Consider the following 17,078-nt stretch of genomic DNA (forward strand, 5'->3'; position numbering starts at 1 on the left):
GGTCAGGCCGCTGAGTCGGCTGTTAACACAAGAGAGTGAACGACATGAAATGGCTATGTTCAGTAGGTGTCGCCGTAGGGCTGGCGCTGCAACCCGCACTGGCAGAGGATACGTCCGGTAACCATCCCCTGACGCCGGAGGCCCGGGATGCATACGTCACGGATTTGCTCAAAAAAATGACGGTCGACGAAAAAATTGGCCAGCTACGCCTGATCAGCGTCGGCCCAGATAACCCGAAAGAGGCGATCCGCGACATGATCAAGGCCAGCCAGGTGGGGGCAATCTTCAACACCGTGACCCGCCAGGATATCCGTGCGATGCAGGACCAGGCGATGCAGCTCAGCCGCCTGAAGATCCCTCTCTTCTTTGCCTATGACGTGGTACACGGTCAGCGGACCGTTTTCCCTATCAGCTTAGGCCTGGCCTCCTCCTTTGACCTTGATGCGGTAAAAACCGTGGGTCGCATTTCCGCTTATGAAGCGGCGGACGACGGTCTGAACATGACCTGGGCCCCAATGGTTGACGTGACGCGCGATCCGCGCTGGGGCCGTGGCTCCGAGGGTTTCGGGGAGGATACCTACCTCACCGCAATGATGGGCAAAACCATGGTTGAAGCGATGCAGGGCAAAAGCCCGGCGGATCGCTACTCGGTGATGACCAGCGTGAAACACTTCGCCGCCTACGGTGCCGTAGAGGGCGGGAAGGAGTACAACACCGTCGACATGAGCCTGCAGCGTCTGTTTAACGACTATATGCCGCCCTATAAAGCGGCCCTTGATGCCGGCAGCGGCGGGGTGATGATCGCCCTTAACTCCCTCAACGGTACCCCCGCCTCCTCGGACTCGTGGCTGCTGAAGGATCTCCTGCGCGGTGACTGGAAATTTAAAGGCATTACCATCTCCGATCACGGGGCGATTAAAGAGCTGATCAAGCACGGCACGGCGGCGGATCCAGAGGATGCGGTGCGCGTGGCAATCAAGTCCGGCGTCGACATGAGCATGGCCGATGAGTACTACAGCAAGTATCTGCCGGGGCTGATCAAGAGCGGCAAGGTGACGATGGACGAGCTGGACGACGCCACTCGCCACGTGCTGAACGTCAAATACGACATGGGGCTGTTTAACGATCCCTACAGCCACCTTGGCCCGAAAGAGAGCGATCCGCAGGACACCAACGCCGAGAGCCGCCTCCACCGTAAAGAGGCCCGGGAAGTGGCGCGCGAAAGCATGGTGCTGCTGAAGAACCGCATGGAGACGCTGCCGCTGAAAAAATCCGCTACCGTTGCCGTGGTGGGGCCGCTGGCTGACAGCAAGCGTGACGTGATGGGCAGCTGGTCCGCGGCCGGCGTCACCGAACAGTCGGTCACTATTCTTACCGGGATCAAAAACGCCGTCGGTAGCGAAGGGAAGGTGATCTTCGCTAAAGGTGCTAACGTTACCAACGACAAAGATATTGTTGAGTTCCTCAACCAGTATGAACCGGCCATTCAGGTTGACGAGCGCACGCCGCAGGCGATGATTGACGAAGCGGTCAAGGCGGCAAACGATGCTGACGTAGTCGTCGCGGTCGTGGGCGAGTCTCAGGGGATGGCGCACGAAGCCTCCAGCCGGACCGATATCACCATTCCCCAGAGCCAGCAGGATCTGATCGCCGCCCTGAAAGCCACCGGTAAGCCGCTGGTGCTGGTGCTGATGAACGGCCGTCCGCTGGCGATGGTGAAGCAGGATCAGCAGGCGGACGCTATTCTGGAGACCTGGTTCGCCGGTACCGAAGGCGGCAACGCCGTGGCCGACGTGCTGTTTGGCGACTACAACCCGTCCGGCAAGCTGCCGATCTCCTTCCCGCGTTCCGTAGGGCAGATCCCGGTCTACTACAGCCACCTGAATACCGGTCGTCCGTACAACGCCGAGCACCCGAACAAGTACACCTCGCGCTACTTTGACGAGGCTAACGGGCCGCTCTATCCGTTTGGCTACGGCCTGAGCTACACCACCTTTAGCGTCTCTGACGTGAAGCTCTCGGCACCGACTCTGTCGCGTGACGGTACGGTTACCGCCAGCGTTGACGTGACCAACACCGGCAAGCGGGAAGGGGCCACGGTAATGCAAATGTACATTCAGGACGTCACCGCCTCCCTGAGCCGTCCGGTGAAGGAGCTGAAGGGCTTTGATAAGGTCACCCTCAAGCCGGGCGAGACCCAGACCGTCAGCTTCCCGATCGATATTAACGCGCTGAAGTTCTGGAACCAGAAGATGAAATACGCTGCCGAGCCAGGCAAGTTTAATGTCTTTATTGGCACCGACTCCGCCCGGGTGAAACAGGCGCAGTTCGAATTGCAATAATCAGAATAGCAATAACCAAAAGGGTCAGTTTACTGGCCCTTCGTTTTATGAGAAGAGTAAGAGCGATCCGCAATTTCAACAAGAATGAGGAAAGTGCAATGGCAATGATTAAAGGAACTCTGGGCTCACTGGTACTGATGGCTGCCGTGAGCCTGCCTGCGCTGGCGGCTGAGCCGGTCAAAGTCGGCTCGAAGATTGATACGGAAGGGGCGCTGCTCGGGAATATTATCCTCCAGGTGCTGGAGAGCCACGGGGTAAAAACCGTCAATAAAGTTCAGCTGGGCACCACGCCGGTGGTACGCGGCGCGATTACCTCCGGCGAATTGGATATCTACCCGGAATATACCGGCAACGGCGCGTTCTTCTTTAAGGACGAGAACGATGCGGCGTGGAAAAACGCCCAGCAGGGTTACGAGAAGGTGAAAAAACTCGACTTTGAGCAGAACAAGCTGGTGTGGCTGACCCCGGCTCCGGCTAACAACACCTGGACCATCGCCGTACGTAAAGACCTGGCGGAGAAGAACAAACTCACCTCGCTGGCCGATCTCAGCGGCTATCTGAAAAAGGGTGGGGACTTTAAGCTGGCCGCATCGGCAGAGTTTATTGAGCGCGCCGATGCCCTGCCGGCATTTGAGAAAGCCTACGACTTTAAGCTGGATCAGAAGCAGCTTCTCTCCCTCGCCGGGGGCGATACGGCGGTAACGATTAAAGCAGCAGCTCAGCAAACCTCCGGCGTTAATGCGGCAATGGCCTACGGTACCGATGGCCCGGTTGCGGCGCTCGGTCTGCAAACCCTGAGCGATCCGAAAGGCGTGCAGCCGATCTACGCCCCGACCCCGGTGGTGCGCGAGGCGGTGCTGAAGGCCTATCCGCAGATGGATGAATGGCTGAAGCCGGTCTTTGCGAGCCTGGACGAGAAAACGCTCCAGCAGCTCAATGCCAGCATCGCCGTTGAGGGGCTGGATGCCAAAAAGGTTGCCGCCGACTACCTGAAACAGAAAGGGCTGGTGAAGTAACCCGCCTGACAGGACCGGAACGTGTCTATACGCTGTCATAACCGCGTTGTGCTGCTGCTGGTGGCCCTTGCCCTGGCGGCAGCCCTGCTGCCCTTTGTCAACTATGCGCCAAACCGACTGGTGTCCGGCGAGAGCCGGGCGCTGTGGCAGATCTGGCCGCACTCGCCCGCGCTGTGGCTTCCCGTACCGCTGCTCTTTCTCGTGCTCTGCTTTCTGCCCCGGCGCTGGCCGCTGGTGGCGACGCTGGCGCTGGCGGAGCTGACCTTCATTGCGTTGGTGTGGGGAGCGGGCAAAGCGGCTACCGATCTGGCCCTGGCGGGCAGCACGCTGGCGCGTACCTCTATCGGCAGCGGCCTCTGGCTGTGGATGGCACTGACGCTGCTCGCCGGTAGCGACGCTATCCGCCGCCTTACCGTTAATCCCCTCTGGCGCTGGCTGTTGCAGGCTCAGATCTGGCTGGTGCCGCTGCTGCTCCTGCACACCGGGGCGCTGAATAACCTCTCCCTGCTAAAAGAGTATGCTAACCGCCAGGATGTGTTTAACGACGCCCTGGCCCAGCATCTGATTTTGCTCTTTGGCACGCTGCTCCCGGCGCTGCTGTTGGGCGGCGCGCTGGGGCTGTGGTGCTATCGCCATCCTGCCCGCCAGGCACCGGTATTTACCGTGCTCAATGTGATCCAGACCGTGCCCTCCGTGGCGCTGTTTGGTCTGCTGATCGCCCCTCTGGCCGGGCTGGTTGAGCACGTTCCCGCGCTCGGCCGAATCGGAATAGCCGGAACCGGCCTGACGCCCGCGCTGATCGCTCTGGTGCTCTACGCTCTGCTGCCGCTGGTGCGCGGAGTCGTGGCGGGCCTGAATCAGGTTCCCCACGAGGTGTTGGAGAGCGCCGCCGGGATGGGGATGAGTGCCCGCCAGCGCTTCTTCCAGGTGCGCCTGCCGCTGGCTCTGCCGGTGCTGCTGCGCAGCCTGCGGGTGGTAACGGTGCAGACGGTGGGCATGGCGGTGATCGCCGCCCTGATTGGCGCAGGCGGCTTTGGAGCGCTGGTCTTCCAGGGGTTGCTCAGCAGCGCGCTGGATCTGGTGCTGCTGGGAGTGATCCCAACGATCGCTCTGGCGGTGGTGGTCGACGCGCTTTTTGGCTTATGGATCGCACTGCTGAAGGTAAAACAGCCATGATCGAATTCACGCAGGTTAGCAAAACGTTTAACGGACAGAGCGCGGTCAGCGATCTCGATCTGCATTTCAAAACCGGGGCTTTTTCGGTGCTGATCGGCACCTCAGGCTCGGGAAAATCTACCACCCTGAAGATGATCAACCGTCTGGTGGAGCACGACGCGGGCACTATCCGCTTTGCCGGAGAGGAGATCCGTAGCCTGCCGCTGCTGGCTCTGCGGCGGCGCATGGGGTACGCCATTCAATCTATCGGCCTCTTTCCCCACTGGACGGTAGCGCAGAATATCGCCACCGTGCCGCAGCTGCTGAAGTGGCCCCGGGCTAAAATCGACGCTCGCATTGACGAGCTGATGGCCCTGCTGGGGCTGGATCCGCAGCTGCGCGGGCGCTATCCGCACCAGCTCTCGGGCGGTCAACAGCAGCGCGTCGGCGTGGCGCGAGCGCTGGCGGCCGATCCAGAGGTGCTGCTGATGGATGAGCCATTCGGCGCGCTGGATCCGGTGACCCGCGGTGCGCTCCAGCAGGAGATGAAGCGCATCCACCGTCTGCTGGGACGCACCATTGTGCTGGTGACCCACGATATCGACGAGGCGTTGCAGCTGGCGGATAACCTGGTGCTGATGGATGGGGGCAGGGTAGTGCAGCAGGGGACGCCGCTGGAGATGCTCACCCGGCCCGCGAATGAGTTTGTTCGCACCTTCTTTGGCCGCAGCGAACTGGGCGTGCGCCTGCTCTCCCTGCGTAGCGTGGGCGACTATGTCCGCCCAGCCGAACAGGTCGCCGGAGAGCCGCTCGATGCTGCCATGACCCTGCGCGACGCGCTCTCGGCGTTCGTTGCCCGACGCTGCGAGGTGCTCCCGGTAGCCAACGCCGAGGGGGCATCCTACGGCGCAATCCACTTCCAGGATCTGCTTCGTGCGGAGGCCAGCCGTGAAAATCATTCGTGATCCGCTCCTGTGGCTTATCGCGCTGTTTATCGCCCTGCTGCTGGCGCTGCCCTACAGCGGCGGCCTGTTTAGCGCGCTCTTCCCGGAGTTATCACGGCCACTCTATCAGCAGGAGAGCTTTATCTCCCTGACGCTGGCCCACTTCTGGCTGGTAGGCGTCTCCAGCGCAATAGCCGTGGTGCTGGGCGTCGGCGCGGGCATTGCGGTGACCCGTCCGGCGGGGCTGGAGTTTCGCTCGATGGTAGAGACCATTGCCGCCGTGGGGCAGACCTTTCCCCCGGTAGCGGTGCTGGCGATCGCCGTGCCGGTGATGGGCTTCGGCAAAGAGCCAGCGATCATTGCGCTGACCCTCTACGGCGTGCTGCCGGTGTTGCAGGGGACGCTGGCAGGCATCGCTGCGCTTCCCGGTGGGGTGGTTAGCGTGGCGGAGGGGATGGGGCTGAGTGGATGGCAGCGCCTGATTAAGGTTGAGCTGCCGCTGGCCGCGCCGGTGATTTTGGCCGGCGTGCGTACGTCGGTCATCATTAACATTGGCACGGCGGCGATTGCTTCAACGGTAGGGGCAAATACGCTGGGAACGCCGATTATCATCGGCCTGAGCGGGTTTAATACCGCCTACGTTCTACAGGGGGCGCTACTGGTGGCGCTGGCGGCGATTATTGTCGATCGCTGCTTTGAGCGGCTGGCGCGCCGTCTTAGCCAGCATGCAAAATAACGGTGTAGCCCGCCAGCATCACGCCGCCGATGCCGCCCACGGCCATAAGAAAGAAAAGGGTAATGATAGAAATTTTGGCTGCGTTCATGGTGTACTCCTTATTCAAGCGGATAAGTATAACGTGAAGCGCAGCTGTTAATAAAACATTAAATGCCGAGCGGATAGATGGCATGCCCGGCGGCCTGCCACGTCGCCAGCTGCTGCCGCTGGGCCGGGGTAGGGGCGTCTCCGCACCACACCATCATCGTCTGGCCCTCGAACAGATCCGGACGCAGCTGATTTAGCGAGTTTGCCAGCACCTCCACGCGCCAGCCCTGCTCGCTCACCCGCCAGCCCTCCAGCCATAGCCGGGTAGTGTCGTGAATGTTCCAGCCCACCACCAGCGCATCTTTATTGTGCTTCTTTCGAGACGAGGCCAGGGCGGCAGAGATGTGGTTAATCAGAATGCCGTCCAGCAGGCTGAGCATTGCCAATAGGGTCGGTTGCTGGCAGCGCAGGCGGCGGCGGAGGGGAATGAGCAGATGAAGCGTGAGCGTTTCGGCAGGGTAGTCACGCGTTCGTTCCTTTAGCCACTGGCGTAAACGGGGAATATTGCCGTTTTGCAGTAGCTGGAGCAGCACTTCCTGCTGATCGCGCCAGCCGTTCGAGCCATCCAGCGACTCATTCAGCAGCAGCGCCTGGACTTTACTCACCGGCACGCCGGTGTCGATCCAGCGTTTTATCTCGCGGATGCGATCGATATCAGCATCGTTAAATAGCCGATGCCCGCCATCTGTGCGCTGCGGTTTCAGCAGTCCGTAACGCCGCTGCCAGGCGCGCAGCGTAACGGGATTGATATCACAGAGCAAAGCCACTTCACCGATCGTGTAAAGCGCCATGATTCCACCTTTGCCAGGATATTCCATTTGTCCAGGGGTCAATACCCAGCGTATCAGAAGGGACTGACCGTTTTACGTTCTCTTTGTAACAATTTCGTCAAATCAGCGGGCCGATTGTGTGATAGTGAGCACGATTTGCCGATTTATTGCAATGCTTAAAAGAAAGTTACACTCACTCACTGTATGTTACGCGTTTTTACCGTGATGGACGCACAGCTATGTATGAATTTAACCTGGTATTGCTGCTGCTACAGCAGATGTGCGTTTTTCTGGTTATCGCCTGGCTAATGAGTAAAACCCGGCTCTTTATCCCGCTGATGCAGGTCACCGTCCGGCTACCCCACAAGCTGCTCTGCTACGTGACTTTCTCTATCTTCTGCATTCTGGGAACCTACTTTGGCCTGCATATTGAAGACTCCATCGCCAATACGCGGGCAATAGGTGCGGTGATGGGGGGCCTGCTCGGCGGCCCGCTGGTAGGCGGCCTGGTGGGATTCACCGGCGGTCTGCATCGCTATTCGATGGGCGGCATGACGGCCCTGAGCTGCATGCTCTCTACCATGGTCGAAGGATTGCTCGGCGGGCTGGTGCACAGCATACTGATCAAACGCGGCCGCACCGACTATGTCTTTAATCCCCTGACGGCGGGAGCGATCACCCTGGTCGCGGAGCTGGTGCAGATGCTGATTATTCTGCTCATCGCTCGCCCCTTTGCCGATGCTCTGCATCTGGTGAGCAGCATCGCCGCGCCAATGATGGTCACCAATACCGTGGGTGCGGCGCTGTTTATGCGTATCCTGCTGGACAAGCGTGCCATGTTCGAAAAGTACACCTCGGCCTTCTCCGCCACCGCCTTGAAAGTAGCGGCCTCCACGGAGGGGATCTTACGGCAGGGGTTTAACGAAGAGAACAGCATGAAGGTGGCCCAGGTGCTCTATCAGGAGCTGGATATAGGCGCGGTAGCCATCACCGATCGGGAGAAGCTGCTGGCGTTCAAAGGTATTGGCGACGATCACCATCTGCCGGGCCGACCCATCTCCTCGGCCTGGACCAAAAAGACGCTGGAGACCGGCGAGGTGGTCTATGCCGACGGCAACGAGGTGCCGTACCGCTGCTCGCTGCACCCCCAGTGCAAGCTCGGCTCGACCCTGGTGATCCCGTTGCGCGGCGAAAATCAGCGGGTGATGGGCACTATCAAGCTCTACGAGGCCAAGAACCGTCTATTTAGCTCCATCAACCGCACCCTGGGGGAGGGGATTGCCCAGCTGCTGTCGGCGCAGATCCTTGCCGGACAGTATGAGCGGCAGAAAGCGCTGTTGACCCAGTCGGAGATTAAGCTGCTCCATGCCCAGGTTAACCCGCACTTTCTCTTTAACGCCCTCAATACCCTGAAGGCAGTGATCCGCCGCGACAGCGATCAGGCAGGCCAGCTGGTACAGTACCTCTCGACCTTTTTCCGTAAAAACCTGAAGCGCCCGTCGGAGGTGGTTACTCTGGCGGATGAGATTGAGCATGTGAACGCCTACCTGCAAATTGAGAAGGCGCGTTTTCAGGCCAACTTGCAGGTGATGCTATACGTGCCCGATGCGCTGGCCCATCAGCAGCTTCCGGCCTTTACCCTGCAACCGATCGTGGAAAACGCCATTAAGCACGGTACCTCGCAGCTGCTGGGCGTGGGGGAGATCACCATTCAGGCCAGCCAGCAGGAGGATCACCTGGTGCTGGATATCGAAGATAACGCGGGTCTCTATCAGCCGAAAACCGACGCCAGCGGGCTGGGCATGAGCCTCGTGGACAAGCGCCTACGGGCGCGGTTTGGCGACACCTGCGGTATCACGGTGCAGTGCGAGCCAGATCGTTTTACCCGCATTACCCTGCGACTGCCCCTGGAGGAGAACGCATGTTAAAAGTGTTGATTGTCGATGACGAGCCGCTGGCGCGGGAGAACCTGCGCGTTCTGCTTGAGGACGAGAGCGACATTGAGATTGTTGGCGAGTGCGCGAACGCGATAGAGGCGCTGGGCGCGGTGCACAAGCTGCGCCCGGACGTGCTGTTTCTGGATATCCAGATGCCGCGCATTAGCGGTCTGGAGATGGTGGGTATGCTCGATCCGGACCAGCGTCCTTACGTGGTGTTTCTTACCGCCTTCGACGAGTATGCGGTGAAGGCGTTTGAAGAGCATGCCTTTGACTATCTGCTCAAGCCTATTGAGGCGCCGCGGCTGGCGAAGACCCTCCAGCGCCTGCGCCAGGAGCGGGGCGTGCAGGATATCTCCCTGCTGCCGGAGAACCAGCAGGCGCTGAAGTTCATCCCCTGCACCGGCCACAGCCGCATCTGGCTGCTGCAGATGGACGACGTGGCCTTTGTCAGCAGCCGGATGAGCGGCGTCTACGTCACCAGCCACGAGGGCAAAGAGGGCTTTACCGAGCTGACGCTGCGCACGCTCGAGCAGCGTACGCCGCTGATGCGCTGCCATCGCCAGTATCTGGTAAATATGGCCCATCTGCAGGAGATCCGCTTTGAGGATAACGGCCAGGCCGAGCTGCTGCTGCGCGACGGCCATACCGTGCCGGTCAGCCGCCGCTACCTGAAAAATCTAAAAGAGGCGCTGGGGTTGTAAACTTCGGTGGTACACTGTGCGTTTGCGAAAATCACCGCCGACGAGACTATGCTGAACAACGATATTTTACGTAGCCTGCGCTACACCCTGAAAGCCAACAACACCGAGCTGCAACGGATCTTTACCCTTGGCGGCGCAGAGACCAGCGAGCAGCAGATTGCCGCCTGGCTGCGTAAAGAGGAGGAGGCTGGGTTCCAGGCCTGCCCGGACATCGTGATGTCGACTTTCCTTAACGGGCTGATCTATGCTCGCCGGGGCAAAGACGAGTCTACTCCTGAGCTGAAAGCCGAGCGCAAACTGAATAATAATATTGTGCTGAAAAAGCTGCGGATCGCCTTTGCCTTAAAAACCGACGATATTCTGGCTATTCTGACCGAGCAGCAGTTCCGCGTGTCGATGCCGGAAATTACCGCCATGATGCGCGCGTCGGATCATAAGAATTATCGCGAGTGCGGGGATCAGTTTTTCCGTTATTTCCTGCGTGGCCTGGCCGTGCGTCTGCACGCGACTAAATAAGATGTGACTGGCCCGGCAGCAGGCGCTGCCGGGCATTAAGCAGGTTATTTCACCTCTTTAAAACCACGAGACTCCAGCAGCTCCTCTGATTTCTTCATGCTGATACCCTCTTTGATTTCACCGGTAAACGCCGTGCCCTGCACTTTCTGCAGCGCATCGCGATCAACTTTGGTGTAATCAACGGTTAAGGTCTCAGTGGCATAAGTATCCTGGTAGTCCAGATCCTCTTCAACGCCTTTAATCTCTTTATACTGCTCGCTGATTGGCCCCAGACGCTGCATAGCCGCCTCTTTATTTGGGATCCCCAGCGCATCATAATGCAGGGTATTTTTCGCCGTCTGGCGCAGCACCACATCGTTTTTATAGTAATAGGTCAGCTCAACGTTGGTTTTACCGTCTGACCAGGTGAAGGTTTTACTCTCTTCTTTGTCGCCGCAGCCGCTCAAGGTAATTACCAGCAGTGCAGTAAACGCCGTAGCAATGATTTTTTTCACAATATTCATACTTTTCCCTTATTTAAAATAACCCTGTCCCTAAAATCATAGCGCAATAAAAAAAGGGCGCTCTGTTTAGAGCACCCTTTGCGGATTATTTAACCTGTTGTCCCGGCTGCGCACCGCTGTCCGGGCTAAGCAGGAAGATATCCTTCCCGCCAGGACCGGCGGCCATCACCATCCCTTCGGAGATACCAAAGCGCATCTTACGCGGCGCGAGGTTGGCGACCATCACCGTCAGGCGGCCCACCAGCACGGCCGGATCCGGGTAGGCGGAGCGAATGCCGGAAAAGACGTTACGTTTCTCGCCGCCGAGATCGAGGGTCAGGCGCAGCAGCTTGTCGGAGCCGTCAACAAACTCGGCGTTCTCAATCAGCGCCACGCGCATATCGACTTTCGCGAAGTCGTCAAAGCTGATAGTCTCCTGAATCGGATCGTCCGCCAGCGGACCGGTAACCGGCGCAGCGGCAGCTTTCACCTCCTCTTTCGAGGCCTCGACCAGAGCTTCAACCTGCTTCATCTCGATGCGGTTGTAGAGCGCCTTAAAGGTATTCACCTTGTGGCCCAGCAGCGGCTGCTGGATAGCATCCCAGCTCAGCTCGGTGTTGAGGAACGCTTCAGCACGTGCGGCCAGCTGCGGCAGCACCGGCTTCAGCCAGGTCATCAGCACACGGAACAGGTTAAGCCCCATGGTGCAGATAGCCTGCAGATCGGCATCGCGGCCCTCCTGCTTCGCCACTACCCACGGTGCCTGCTCATCAACGTAGCGGTTTGCCACGTCGGCCAGGGCCATAATCTCACGCACCGCTTTACCAAACTCACGGCTCTCCCACGCCTCGCCAATGCTGGCTGCCGCATCGGTGAAGGTTTTATACAGTGCCGGGTCCGGCAGCTCGGCCGCCAGTACGCCGTCAAAGCGCTTGGCGATAAAGCCCGCGTTACGGGAGGCAAGGTTCACCACCTTGTTGACGATGTCGGCATTCACGCGCTGAACAAAATCTTCCAGGTTGAGGTCGATATCGTCGATGCGCGAAGAGAGCTTGGCGGTGTAGTAGTAGCGCAGACTGTCAGCATCGAAGTGGTTCAGCCAGGTGCTGGCCTTGATGAAGGTGCCGCGCGATTTAGACATCTTCGCGCCGTTCACCGTCACGTAGCCGTGCACGAACAGGTTGGTCGGCTTGCGGAAATTGCTGCCTTCCAGCATCGCTGGCCAGAACAGACTGTGGAAGTAGACGATATCCTTGCCGATAAAGTGATACAGCTCGGCGGTGGAGTCTTTCTTCCAGTATTCGTCGAAGCTTAGGGTGTCGCCGCGCTTGTCGCAGAGGTTCTTAAAGGAACCCATGTAGCCGATCGGCGCATCCAGCCAGACGTAGAAGTATTTGCCCGGCGCGTTCGGGATTTCAAAGCCGAAGTAGGGCGCGTCGCGGGAGATATCCCACTGCTGCAGGCCGGATTCAAACCACTCCTGCATTTTGTTCGCTACCTGCTCCTGGAGCGCACCGGAGCGGGTCCACGCCTGTAGCATTTCGCTGAACGACGGCAGGTCAAAGAAGAAGTGCTCGGAGTCACGCATCACTGGCGTCGCGCCAGAGACCACCGACTTCGGCTCGATCAGCTCGGTCGGGCTATAGGTTGCCCCGCACACTTCACAGTTATCGCCATACTGATCCGGCGACTTACATTTCGGGCAGGTGCCTTTCACAAAACGGTCCGGCAGGAACATGCCTTTCTCCGGATCGTAGAGCTGAGAGATGGTGCGGTTCTTGATGAAACCGTTCTCTTTCAGGCGACCGTAGATCAGCTCGGACAGCTCGCGGTTCTCTTCGCTGTGCGTGGAGTGGTAGTTGTCATAGCTAATATCAAAGCCAGCAAAATCGGTCTGGTGCTCCTGGCTCATCTCACCGATCATCTGCTCCGGGGTGATGCCCAGCTGCTGAGCTTTCAGCATGATAGGCGTACCGTGGGCGTCGTCGGCGCAGATAAAGTTGACCTCGTGGCCGCGCATTCGCTGGTAACGGACCCAGACATCAGCCTGGATGTGCTCCAGCATATGGCCGAGGTGGATGGAGCCGTTTGCGTACGGCAGCGCGCACGTTACCAGAATTTTTTTCGCGACTTGAGTCATAGTGAGCATTACGTCTTCTGTAAAAAAAGGGGTTTTGATATTACCAAATGGGGCACTATTAAGTAAGCACAAACCTTTTTCTTTCAGGTAAACTTGTTACACGAGCTTTTCACCTACAAGAACAGAGGAGTCGGGATGAACTCTCAATCCCAGGCCAAATCACCGGAAGCCCTGCGAGCAATGGTTGCCGGAACGCTGGCAAATTTTAAGCACCCCACTTTGAAGCATAATCTCACCGCGCTAAAAGCCGTGCACCACGTTGCCTGGCTGGATGACACCGTGCACATCGAACTGCTGATGCCGTTCGCCTGGCGCAGCGCGTTTGAGGAGCTGAAGGAGCAGTGCAGCGCCGAGCTGCTGCGCATCACCGGCGCAAAAGCCATCGACTGGAAGCTGTCCCACACCATCGCCACGCTGAAGCGTGTAAAAAATCAGCCGGGCATCAACGGCGTGAAGAACATTATTGCCGTCAGCTCCGGCAAGGGCGGGGTAGGGAAGTCCTCTACCGCGGTCAACCTGGCGCTGGCGCTGGCCGCCGAAGGGGCGAAGGTCGGGATCCTCGATGCCGATATCTACGGCCCGTCAATCCCGGCAATGCTGGGCACCGAGGGCAATCGACCGACCTCCCCGGACGGCACCCACATGGCGCCGATCATGGCCCATGGCCTGGCGACCAACTCAATCGGCTATCTGGTGACCGATGACAACGCCATGGTGTGGCGTGGCCCGATGGCCAGCAAGGCGTTGCTGCAGCTGCTGCAGGAGTCAATGTGGCCAGATCTGGACTACCTGGTGCTGGATATGCCGCCGGGTACCGGGGACATTCAGCTGACGCTGGCGCAAAACATTCCGGTGACCGGGGCGCTGGTAGTGACGACGCCGCAGGACATCGCCCTGATCGACGCCAAAAAAGGCATCGTGATGTTTGAGAAGGTGGAGGTCCCGGTGCTGGGAATCGTTGAGAACATGAGCATGCATATCTGCAGCAACTGCGGCCATCATGAAGCCATCTTCGGCAGCGGTGGTGCAGAGAAGCTGGCCGAGCAGTACCACACCGAGCTGCTGGGACAGATGCCGCTGCACATTACCCTGCGTGAAGATCTCGATAACGGTACGCCAACGGTGATCCACCGTCCGGATAGCGAATTTACCGCGCTCTACCGCAAACTTGCCGGGCGCGTTGCCGCCCAGCTCTACTGGCAGGGCGACGTGATCCCGTCCGAGATCGCCTTCCGCGCGGTGTAAGCAGCGTCGGATTTGCATTTTGTAGGCCGGGTCAGGCGAAGCCGCCACCCGGCGTTACCTAAAGCAACCTATAGTGCAGTAAAAAGTAATTCCCTTCCGGCGCTTCGCCTCGCGCCTCGATATGCCAGCCGTGACGGCGATAAAACGCCAGCGCAGCTTTATTCTCAGCAAGACACTTTAGCGATCCTGAGCTGGTAAAGTACGACTGCACCTTTTGCAGCAGTGCGCTGCCCACGCCCCGACCCTGGTACGCCGGGTCAACGAACAGGTTGTGGACAAAATTATCATTCAGCGTGACCGAGGCGAAGCCCAAACGGTGACCATCCTCTTCGGCAACCCAGATACGCTCCCCGAGGGTGACGGCATCAAAATCTTCCAGCTGCCAGTCGCGGCCATCTTTCCATGTCCAGCAGGTACGGCGGGCGTGCAGGTAGAGCGTGCGGAGAAAGGGGCGATCGCTCTCCTGCCAGGGACGAATAATCATCGGTGGTAGAAAATCTCGCCGTCGTAGATTTTGAGGATCTTACCTTCGGGTTCGGTGATCAGCACGTAGTTGCCACCCATGTAGGTCCAGCGGCTTCCGGCATCCGGCGCGGGCAGGTTGCGCTGCTGCCACGCTTTGATGTTGTATTCATCGGTGAGGTACATCGGCGGAACGGTGTCGCCAATTTTGAATTTGGTAAAGTCAGCAACAAATTCCTGCAATTCGTACTTCGATACGCCCGAGGCGGCAGCGAGCTGTGGCGCTGCAAAAGCGGTGCTTGCTGAGACCAGCAGCGCACCAAGAAGCATCAGTTTAGTCTTACCCATGGTCTCTCCATATTTTGCCGGGCGGGCTGTTTTCGTCTGGCCCTTTCGTATTACGTGCGCGCTATCATCGCTGTGATTTCTCTCTGAAAGCAATAGCAAAAACTCTCTTGCTCGCGCGTGCTATGGGAAAAAGTGTAAGCAAATGCGGGAGAAAGCAGAAGCAGCGGATCGCTAAAACAGCCATCCGCTTGAGAAGAGCGATCCCTTTTGGGAGGATTCCTGGCGTTAGAAACCTTCCAGCACGAGCTTGCCCACTGTGCGATGGGATTCCAGCAGCCGGTGGGCCTTACGCAGGTTCTCTGCGTTGATTGCGCCAACGTGTTCGCCCAGGGTGGTCTTAATCACGCCGCCGTCGATAAGCGAGGCCACGCGGGTCAGCAGACGGTGCTGCTCAATGATGTCCTCGGTTTCGAACATTGAGCGGGTAAACATAAACTCCCAGTGCAGAGAGATGCTCTTCGCCTTCAGCGGGCGCGCATCCAGCGTCTCGGGATCGTCAATCAGCGCCAGTTTACCCTGCGGGATCAGCGCCTCAATCAGCTGCTGATAGTGCTCTTCGGTATTGTTCAGGCTGGCGACGTGAGTCACATGCTTAATGCCGATCCGCGCCAGCTCCTCGCTCAGCGGTTTGCTGTGATCGATAACGTGGTGCGCACCGAGGTCGGTCACCCACTTCTGGCTTGCCGGACGTGACGCCGTGCCGATCACCGTCATCTTGGTGAGCTTACGTGCAAGCTGGGTCATGATCGAGCCGACACCGCCTGCCGCACCGACGATCAGCAGCACGTCGCCTTCGTTACCGTTTTCGCTGATGCCCAGGCGATCGAATAACATCTCCCAGGCGGTGATGGCCGTTAACGGCAGCGCGGCGGCAGAGGCGTTATCCAGAGAGGTGGGCTTCAGGGCTACGATACGCTCATCCACCAGCTGATATTCGCTATTGCTGCCCGGACGGGTCAGCGCCCCGGCGTACCACACGGTGTCGCCTGGCTTAAACAGCGTGACCGCGTCACCCACTTCGGCCACAACACCTACTGCATCCCAGCCGAGAATACGCGGCCGATCGGCGTTAAAGCCTGCACGAACTTTGGTATCTACCGGGTTAACGGAGATCGCTTTTACCTGCACCAGCAGGTCGTGGCCGTGCGCGACCGGTTTTTCAATCTCAATCTCCTGCAGGGCATCAACGTTGCCGTCGGCCTGTGCCGCTGCGGTAATAGCAATAGCTTTCATAAATACTCCATAGCATGAGTGGCTTCAGATAGATGAGTGTAGGGTAACCAGCGCGAGGCGCGGGAAACAGCATCTGATAACAGCAGCACTTATCCTTCGGGAGTGAAAATAGCGTGCGACTGCGCTATTGTTGAGCCTTACTCATAAATAGTGGGACGGTGTTGATGCTTAAAGATAATTTTAACGATCTCTACTATCTGACCGTGGTGGCACAGGAGCGGAGCTTTACCCGGGCGGCGGCGAAGCTTGGCGTCTCCCAGTCAGCCCTGAGCCACGCCATTAAGGGGCTGGAGGAGCGGCTTGAGATCCGTCTGTTAACGCGCACTACCCGCAGCGTAGCCCCAACCGAGGCGGGTGAAAGGCTCATCAACACCATTGCGCCCCGCTTTAGCGAGATCGAGAGTGAACTGACTTCGCTGACCGAGATGCGCGATCGCGTCGCCGGCAATATCCGTATCAATCTTGGCGAGCACGCCCTGCAATCTACGGTCTGGCCAGCGCTGAAGCCTTTTTTGCTGGAATATCCTGATGTTAATGTTGAGCTAACTACTGACAATAGTCTGACGGACATCGTCAGCGGCCGCTTTGACGCGGGGGTTAGGCTGGGGGAGCAGGTCGCAAAGGATATGGTGGCGGTGAGAATCGGACCGGACTGGCGGATGCGGGTGGTCGGCTCCTCGGACTACTTTGCCCGTCATGGCAGGCCAGAGACGCCTCACGATCTTCAGCATCACCGCTGCATCAATATCCGTCTGCCGACCCTGGGCGGGCTTTATGCCTGGGAGTTCTCCCGCGACGGACAGGATCTACGAGTGCGGGTCGAGGGGCAACTGACGTTTAATAATCTGCCTGCTCGCATCGACGCAGCGATCTCCGGCATGGGGCTGGCGTTTGTACCAGAGGATACGGTCGCGGATGCGCTGGCCGAAGGAAAGCTGGAGGCGGTGCTGGAGCCGTGGTG

The 17,078-nt window shown here is 58.8% G+C and carries 17 protein-coding genes; 10 read left to right on the top strand and 7 right to left on the bottom strand.

Annotated elements, in window-relative coordinates:
- The first annotated feature begins 44 nt into the window (after positions 1–44).
- The 5 genes from bglX (at position 45) to RTP97_RS02675 (ending at position 6,193) form a co-directional block, all read left to right on the top strand.
- On the top strand, positions 45–2,342 hold the full coding sequence (gene bglX, locus RTP97_RS02655; protein WP_312410618.1) for a beta-glucosidase BglX: 2,298 nt from the start codon (positions 45–47) through the stop codon (positions 2,340–2,342).
- 98 nt (positions 2,343–2,440) lie between these two features.
- Positions 2,441–3,358: an ABC transporter substrate-binding protein gene (locus RTP97_RS02660; protein WP_312410619.1), complete on the top strand. Its 918-nt coding sequence runs from the start codon at positions 2,441–2,443 to the stop codon at positions 3,356–3,358.
- Positions 3,359–3,379: 21 nt separating this feature from the next.
- The gene (locus RTP97_RS02665) at positions 3,380–4,534 is read left to right on the top strand and encodes an ABC transporter permease (protein WP_312410621.1); all 1,155 of its coding nucleotides are present in this window, start codon (positions 3,380–3,382) and stop codon (positions 4,532–4,534) included.
- Positions 4,531–5,478 (top strand): ABC transporter ATP-binding protein, encoded by a 948-nt coding sequence (locus tag RTP97_RS02670; RefSeq protein WP_312410623.1) that lies wholly within the window; start codon positions 4,531–4,533, stop codon positions 5,476–5,478. Before RTP97_RS02665 ends, RTP97_RS02670 begins: the two co-directional genes overlap by 4 nt.
- Positions 5,462–6,193 (top strand): ABC transporter permease, encoded by a 732-nt coding sequence (locus tag RTP97_RS02675; RefSeq protein ID WP_312410626.1) that lies wholly within the window; start codon positions 5,462–5,464, stop codon positions 6,191–6,193. The genes RTP97_RS02670 and RTP97_RS02675 overlap by 17 nt, the downstream gene beginning before the upstream one ends.
- Here RTP97_RS02675 and RTP97_RS02680 read toward each other — a convergent pair.
- Complete coding sequence (locus RTP97_RS02680; RefSeq protein ID WP_312213259.1) at positions 6,174–6,281, bottom strand: protein YohO; 108 nt, start codon at positions 6,279–6,281, stop codon at positions 6,174–6,176. The two genes, RTP97_RS02675 and RTP97_RS02680, sit on opposite strands and share 20 nt — an antisense overlap.
- A 58-nt stretch (positions 6,282–6,339) precedes the next feature.
- Entirely contained in the window at positions 6,340–7,071 is a 732-nt protein-coding gene (mlrA, locus tag RTP97_RS02685) for an HTH-type transcriptional regulator MlrA (protein ID WP_312410629.1), read from the bottom strand.
- Positions 7,072–7,289: 218 nt separating this feature from the next.
- On the opposite strand from mlrA, the gene RTP97_RS02690 reads away from it, so the two are divergent.
- From RTP97_RS02690 to RTP97_RS02700, 3 genes are read left to right on the top strand one after another with little or no spacing between them, the layout of a single operon-like run.
- Positions 7,290–8,978, top strand: coding sequence for a sensor histidine kinase (locus RTP97_RS02690; protein ID WP_312410632.1), 1,689 nt, complete (start codon positions 7,290–7,292; stop codon positions 8,976–8,978).
- The gene (gene btsR / locus RTP97_RS02695) at positions 8,972–9,691 is read left to right on the top strand and encodes a two-component system response regulator BtsR (RefSeq protein ID WP_312213253.1); all 720 of its coding nucleotides are present in this window, start codon (positions 8,972–8,974) and stop codon (positions 9,689–9,691) included. The genes RTP97_RS02690 and btsR overlap by 7 nt, the downstream gene beginning before the upstream one ends.
- Before the next feature lie 48 nt (positions 9,692–9,739).
- Complete coding sequence (locus RTP97_RS02700; RefSeq protein ID WP_312410634.1) at positions 9,740–10,207, top strand: DUF1456 family protein; 468 nt, start codon at positions 9,740–9,742, stop codon at positions 10,205–10,207.
- Between the two features lie 44 nt (positions 10,208–10,251).
- Here RTP97_RS02700 and RTP97_RS02705 read toward each other — a convergent pair whose 3' ends face one another.
- Entirely contained in the window at positions 10,252–10,710 is a 459-nt protein-coding gene (locus RTP97_RS02705) for a YehR family lipoprotein (RefSeq protein ID WP_312410636.1), read from the bottom strand.
- A gap of 85 nt (positions 10,711–10,795) precedes the next feature.
- Positions 10,796–12,829: a methionine--tRNA ligase gene (gene metG, locus RTP97_RS02710; RefSeq protein ID WP_312410656.1), complete on the bottom strand. Its 2,034-nt coding sequence runs from the start codon at positions 12,827–12,829 to the stop codon at positions 10,796–10,798.
- Positions 12,830–12,964: 135 nt separating this feature from the next.
- On the opposite strand from metG, the gene apbC reads away from it, so the two are divergent.
- A complete protein-coding gene (gene apbC, locus RTP97_RS02715) occupies positions 12,965–14,074 on the top strand; it encodes an iron-sulfur cluster carrier protein ApbC (protein ID WP_312410638.1) in 1,110 nt (369 codons plus the stop codon).
- Positions 14,075–14,132: 58 nt separating this feature from the next.
- On the opposite strand, the gene RTP97_RS02720 is transcribed toward apbC, so the two are convergent.
- From RTP97_RS02720 to RTP97_RS02730, 3 genes are all read right to left on the bottom strand, one after another.
- Positions 14,133–14,558 carry a GNAT family N-acetyltransferase gene (locus tag RTP97_RS02720; protein WP_312410640.1) on the bottom strand — a complete coding sequence of 142 codons (426 nt, stop codon included), beginning with the start codon at positions 14,556–14,558 and terminating at the stop codon, positions 14,133–14,135.
- Positions 14,555–14,884, bottom strand: coding sequence for an RcnB family protein (locus RTP97_RS02725; RefSeq protein ID WP_312410642.1), 330 nt, complete (start codon positions 14,882–14,884; stop codon positions 14,555–14,557). The genes RTP97_RS02720 and RTP97_RS02725 overlap by 4 nt, the downstream gene beginning before the upstream one ends.
- A gap of 225 nt (positions 14,885–15,109) precedes the next feature.
- Positions 15,110–16,117: a zinc-binding alcohol dehydrogenase family protein gene (locus RTP97_RS02730; RefSeq protein WP_312410644.1), complete on the bottom strand. Its 1,008-nt coding sequence runs from the start codon at positions 16,115–16,117 to the stop codon at positions 15,110–15,112.
- 164 nt (positions 16,118–16,281) lie between these two features.
- On the opposite strand from RTP97_RS02730, the gene RTP97_RS02735 reads away from it, so the two are divergent.
- Positions 16,282–17,078, top strand: a 797-nt coding sequence (locus tag RTP97_RS02735) for a LysR family transcriptional regulator (RefSeq protein ID WP_312410646.1), incomplete at its 3' end; no start/stop codon positions are given.

The sequence above is a fragment of the Pseudescherichia sp. genome (genome assembly GCF_031998825.1).
In the GTDB taxonomy this organism is placed as follows: domain Bacteria; phylum Pseudomonadota; class Gammaproteobacteria; order Enterobacterales; family Enterobacteriaceae; genus Pseudescherichia.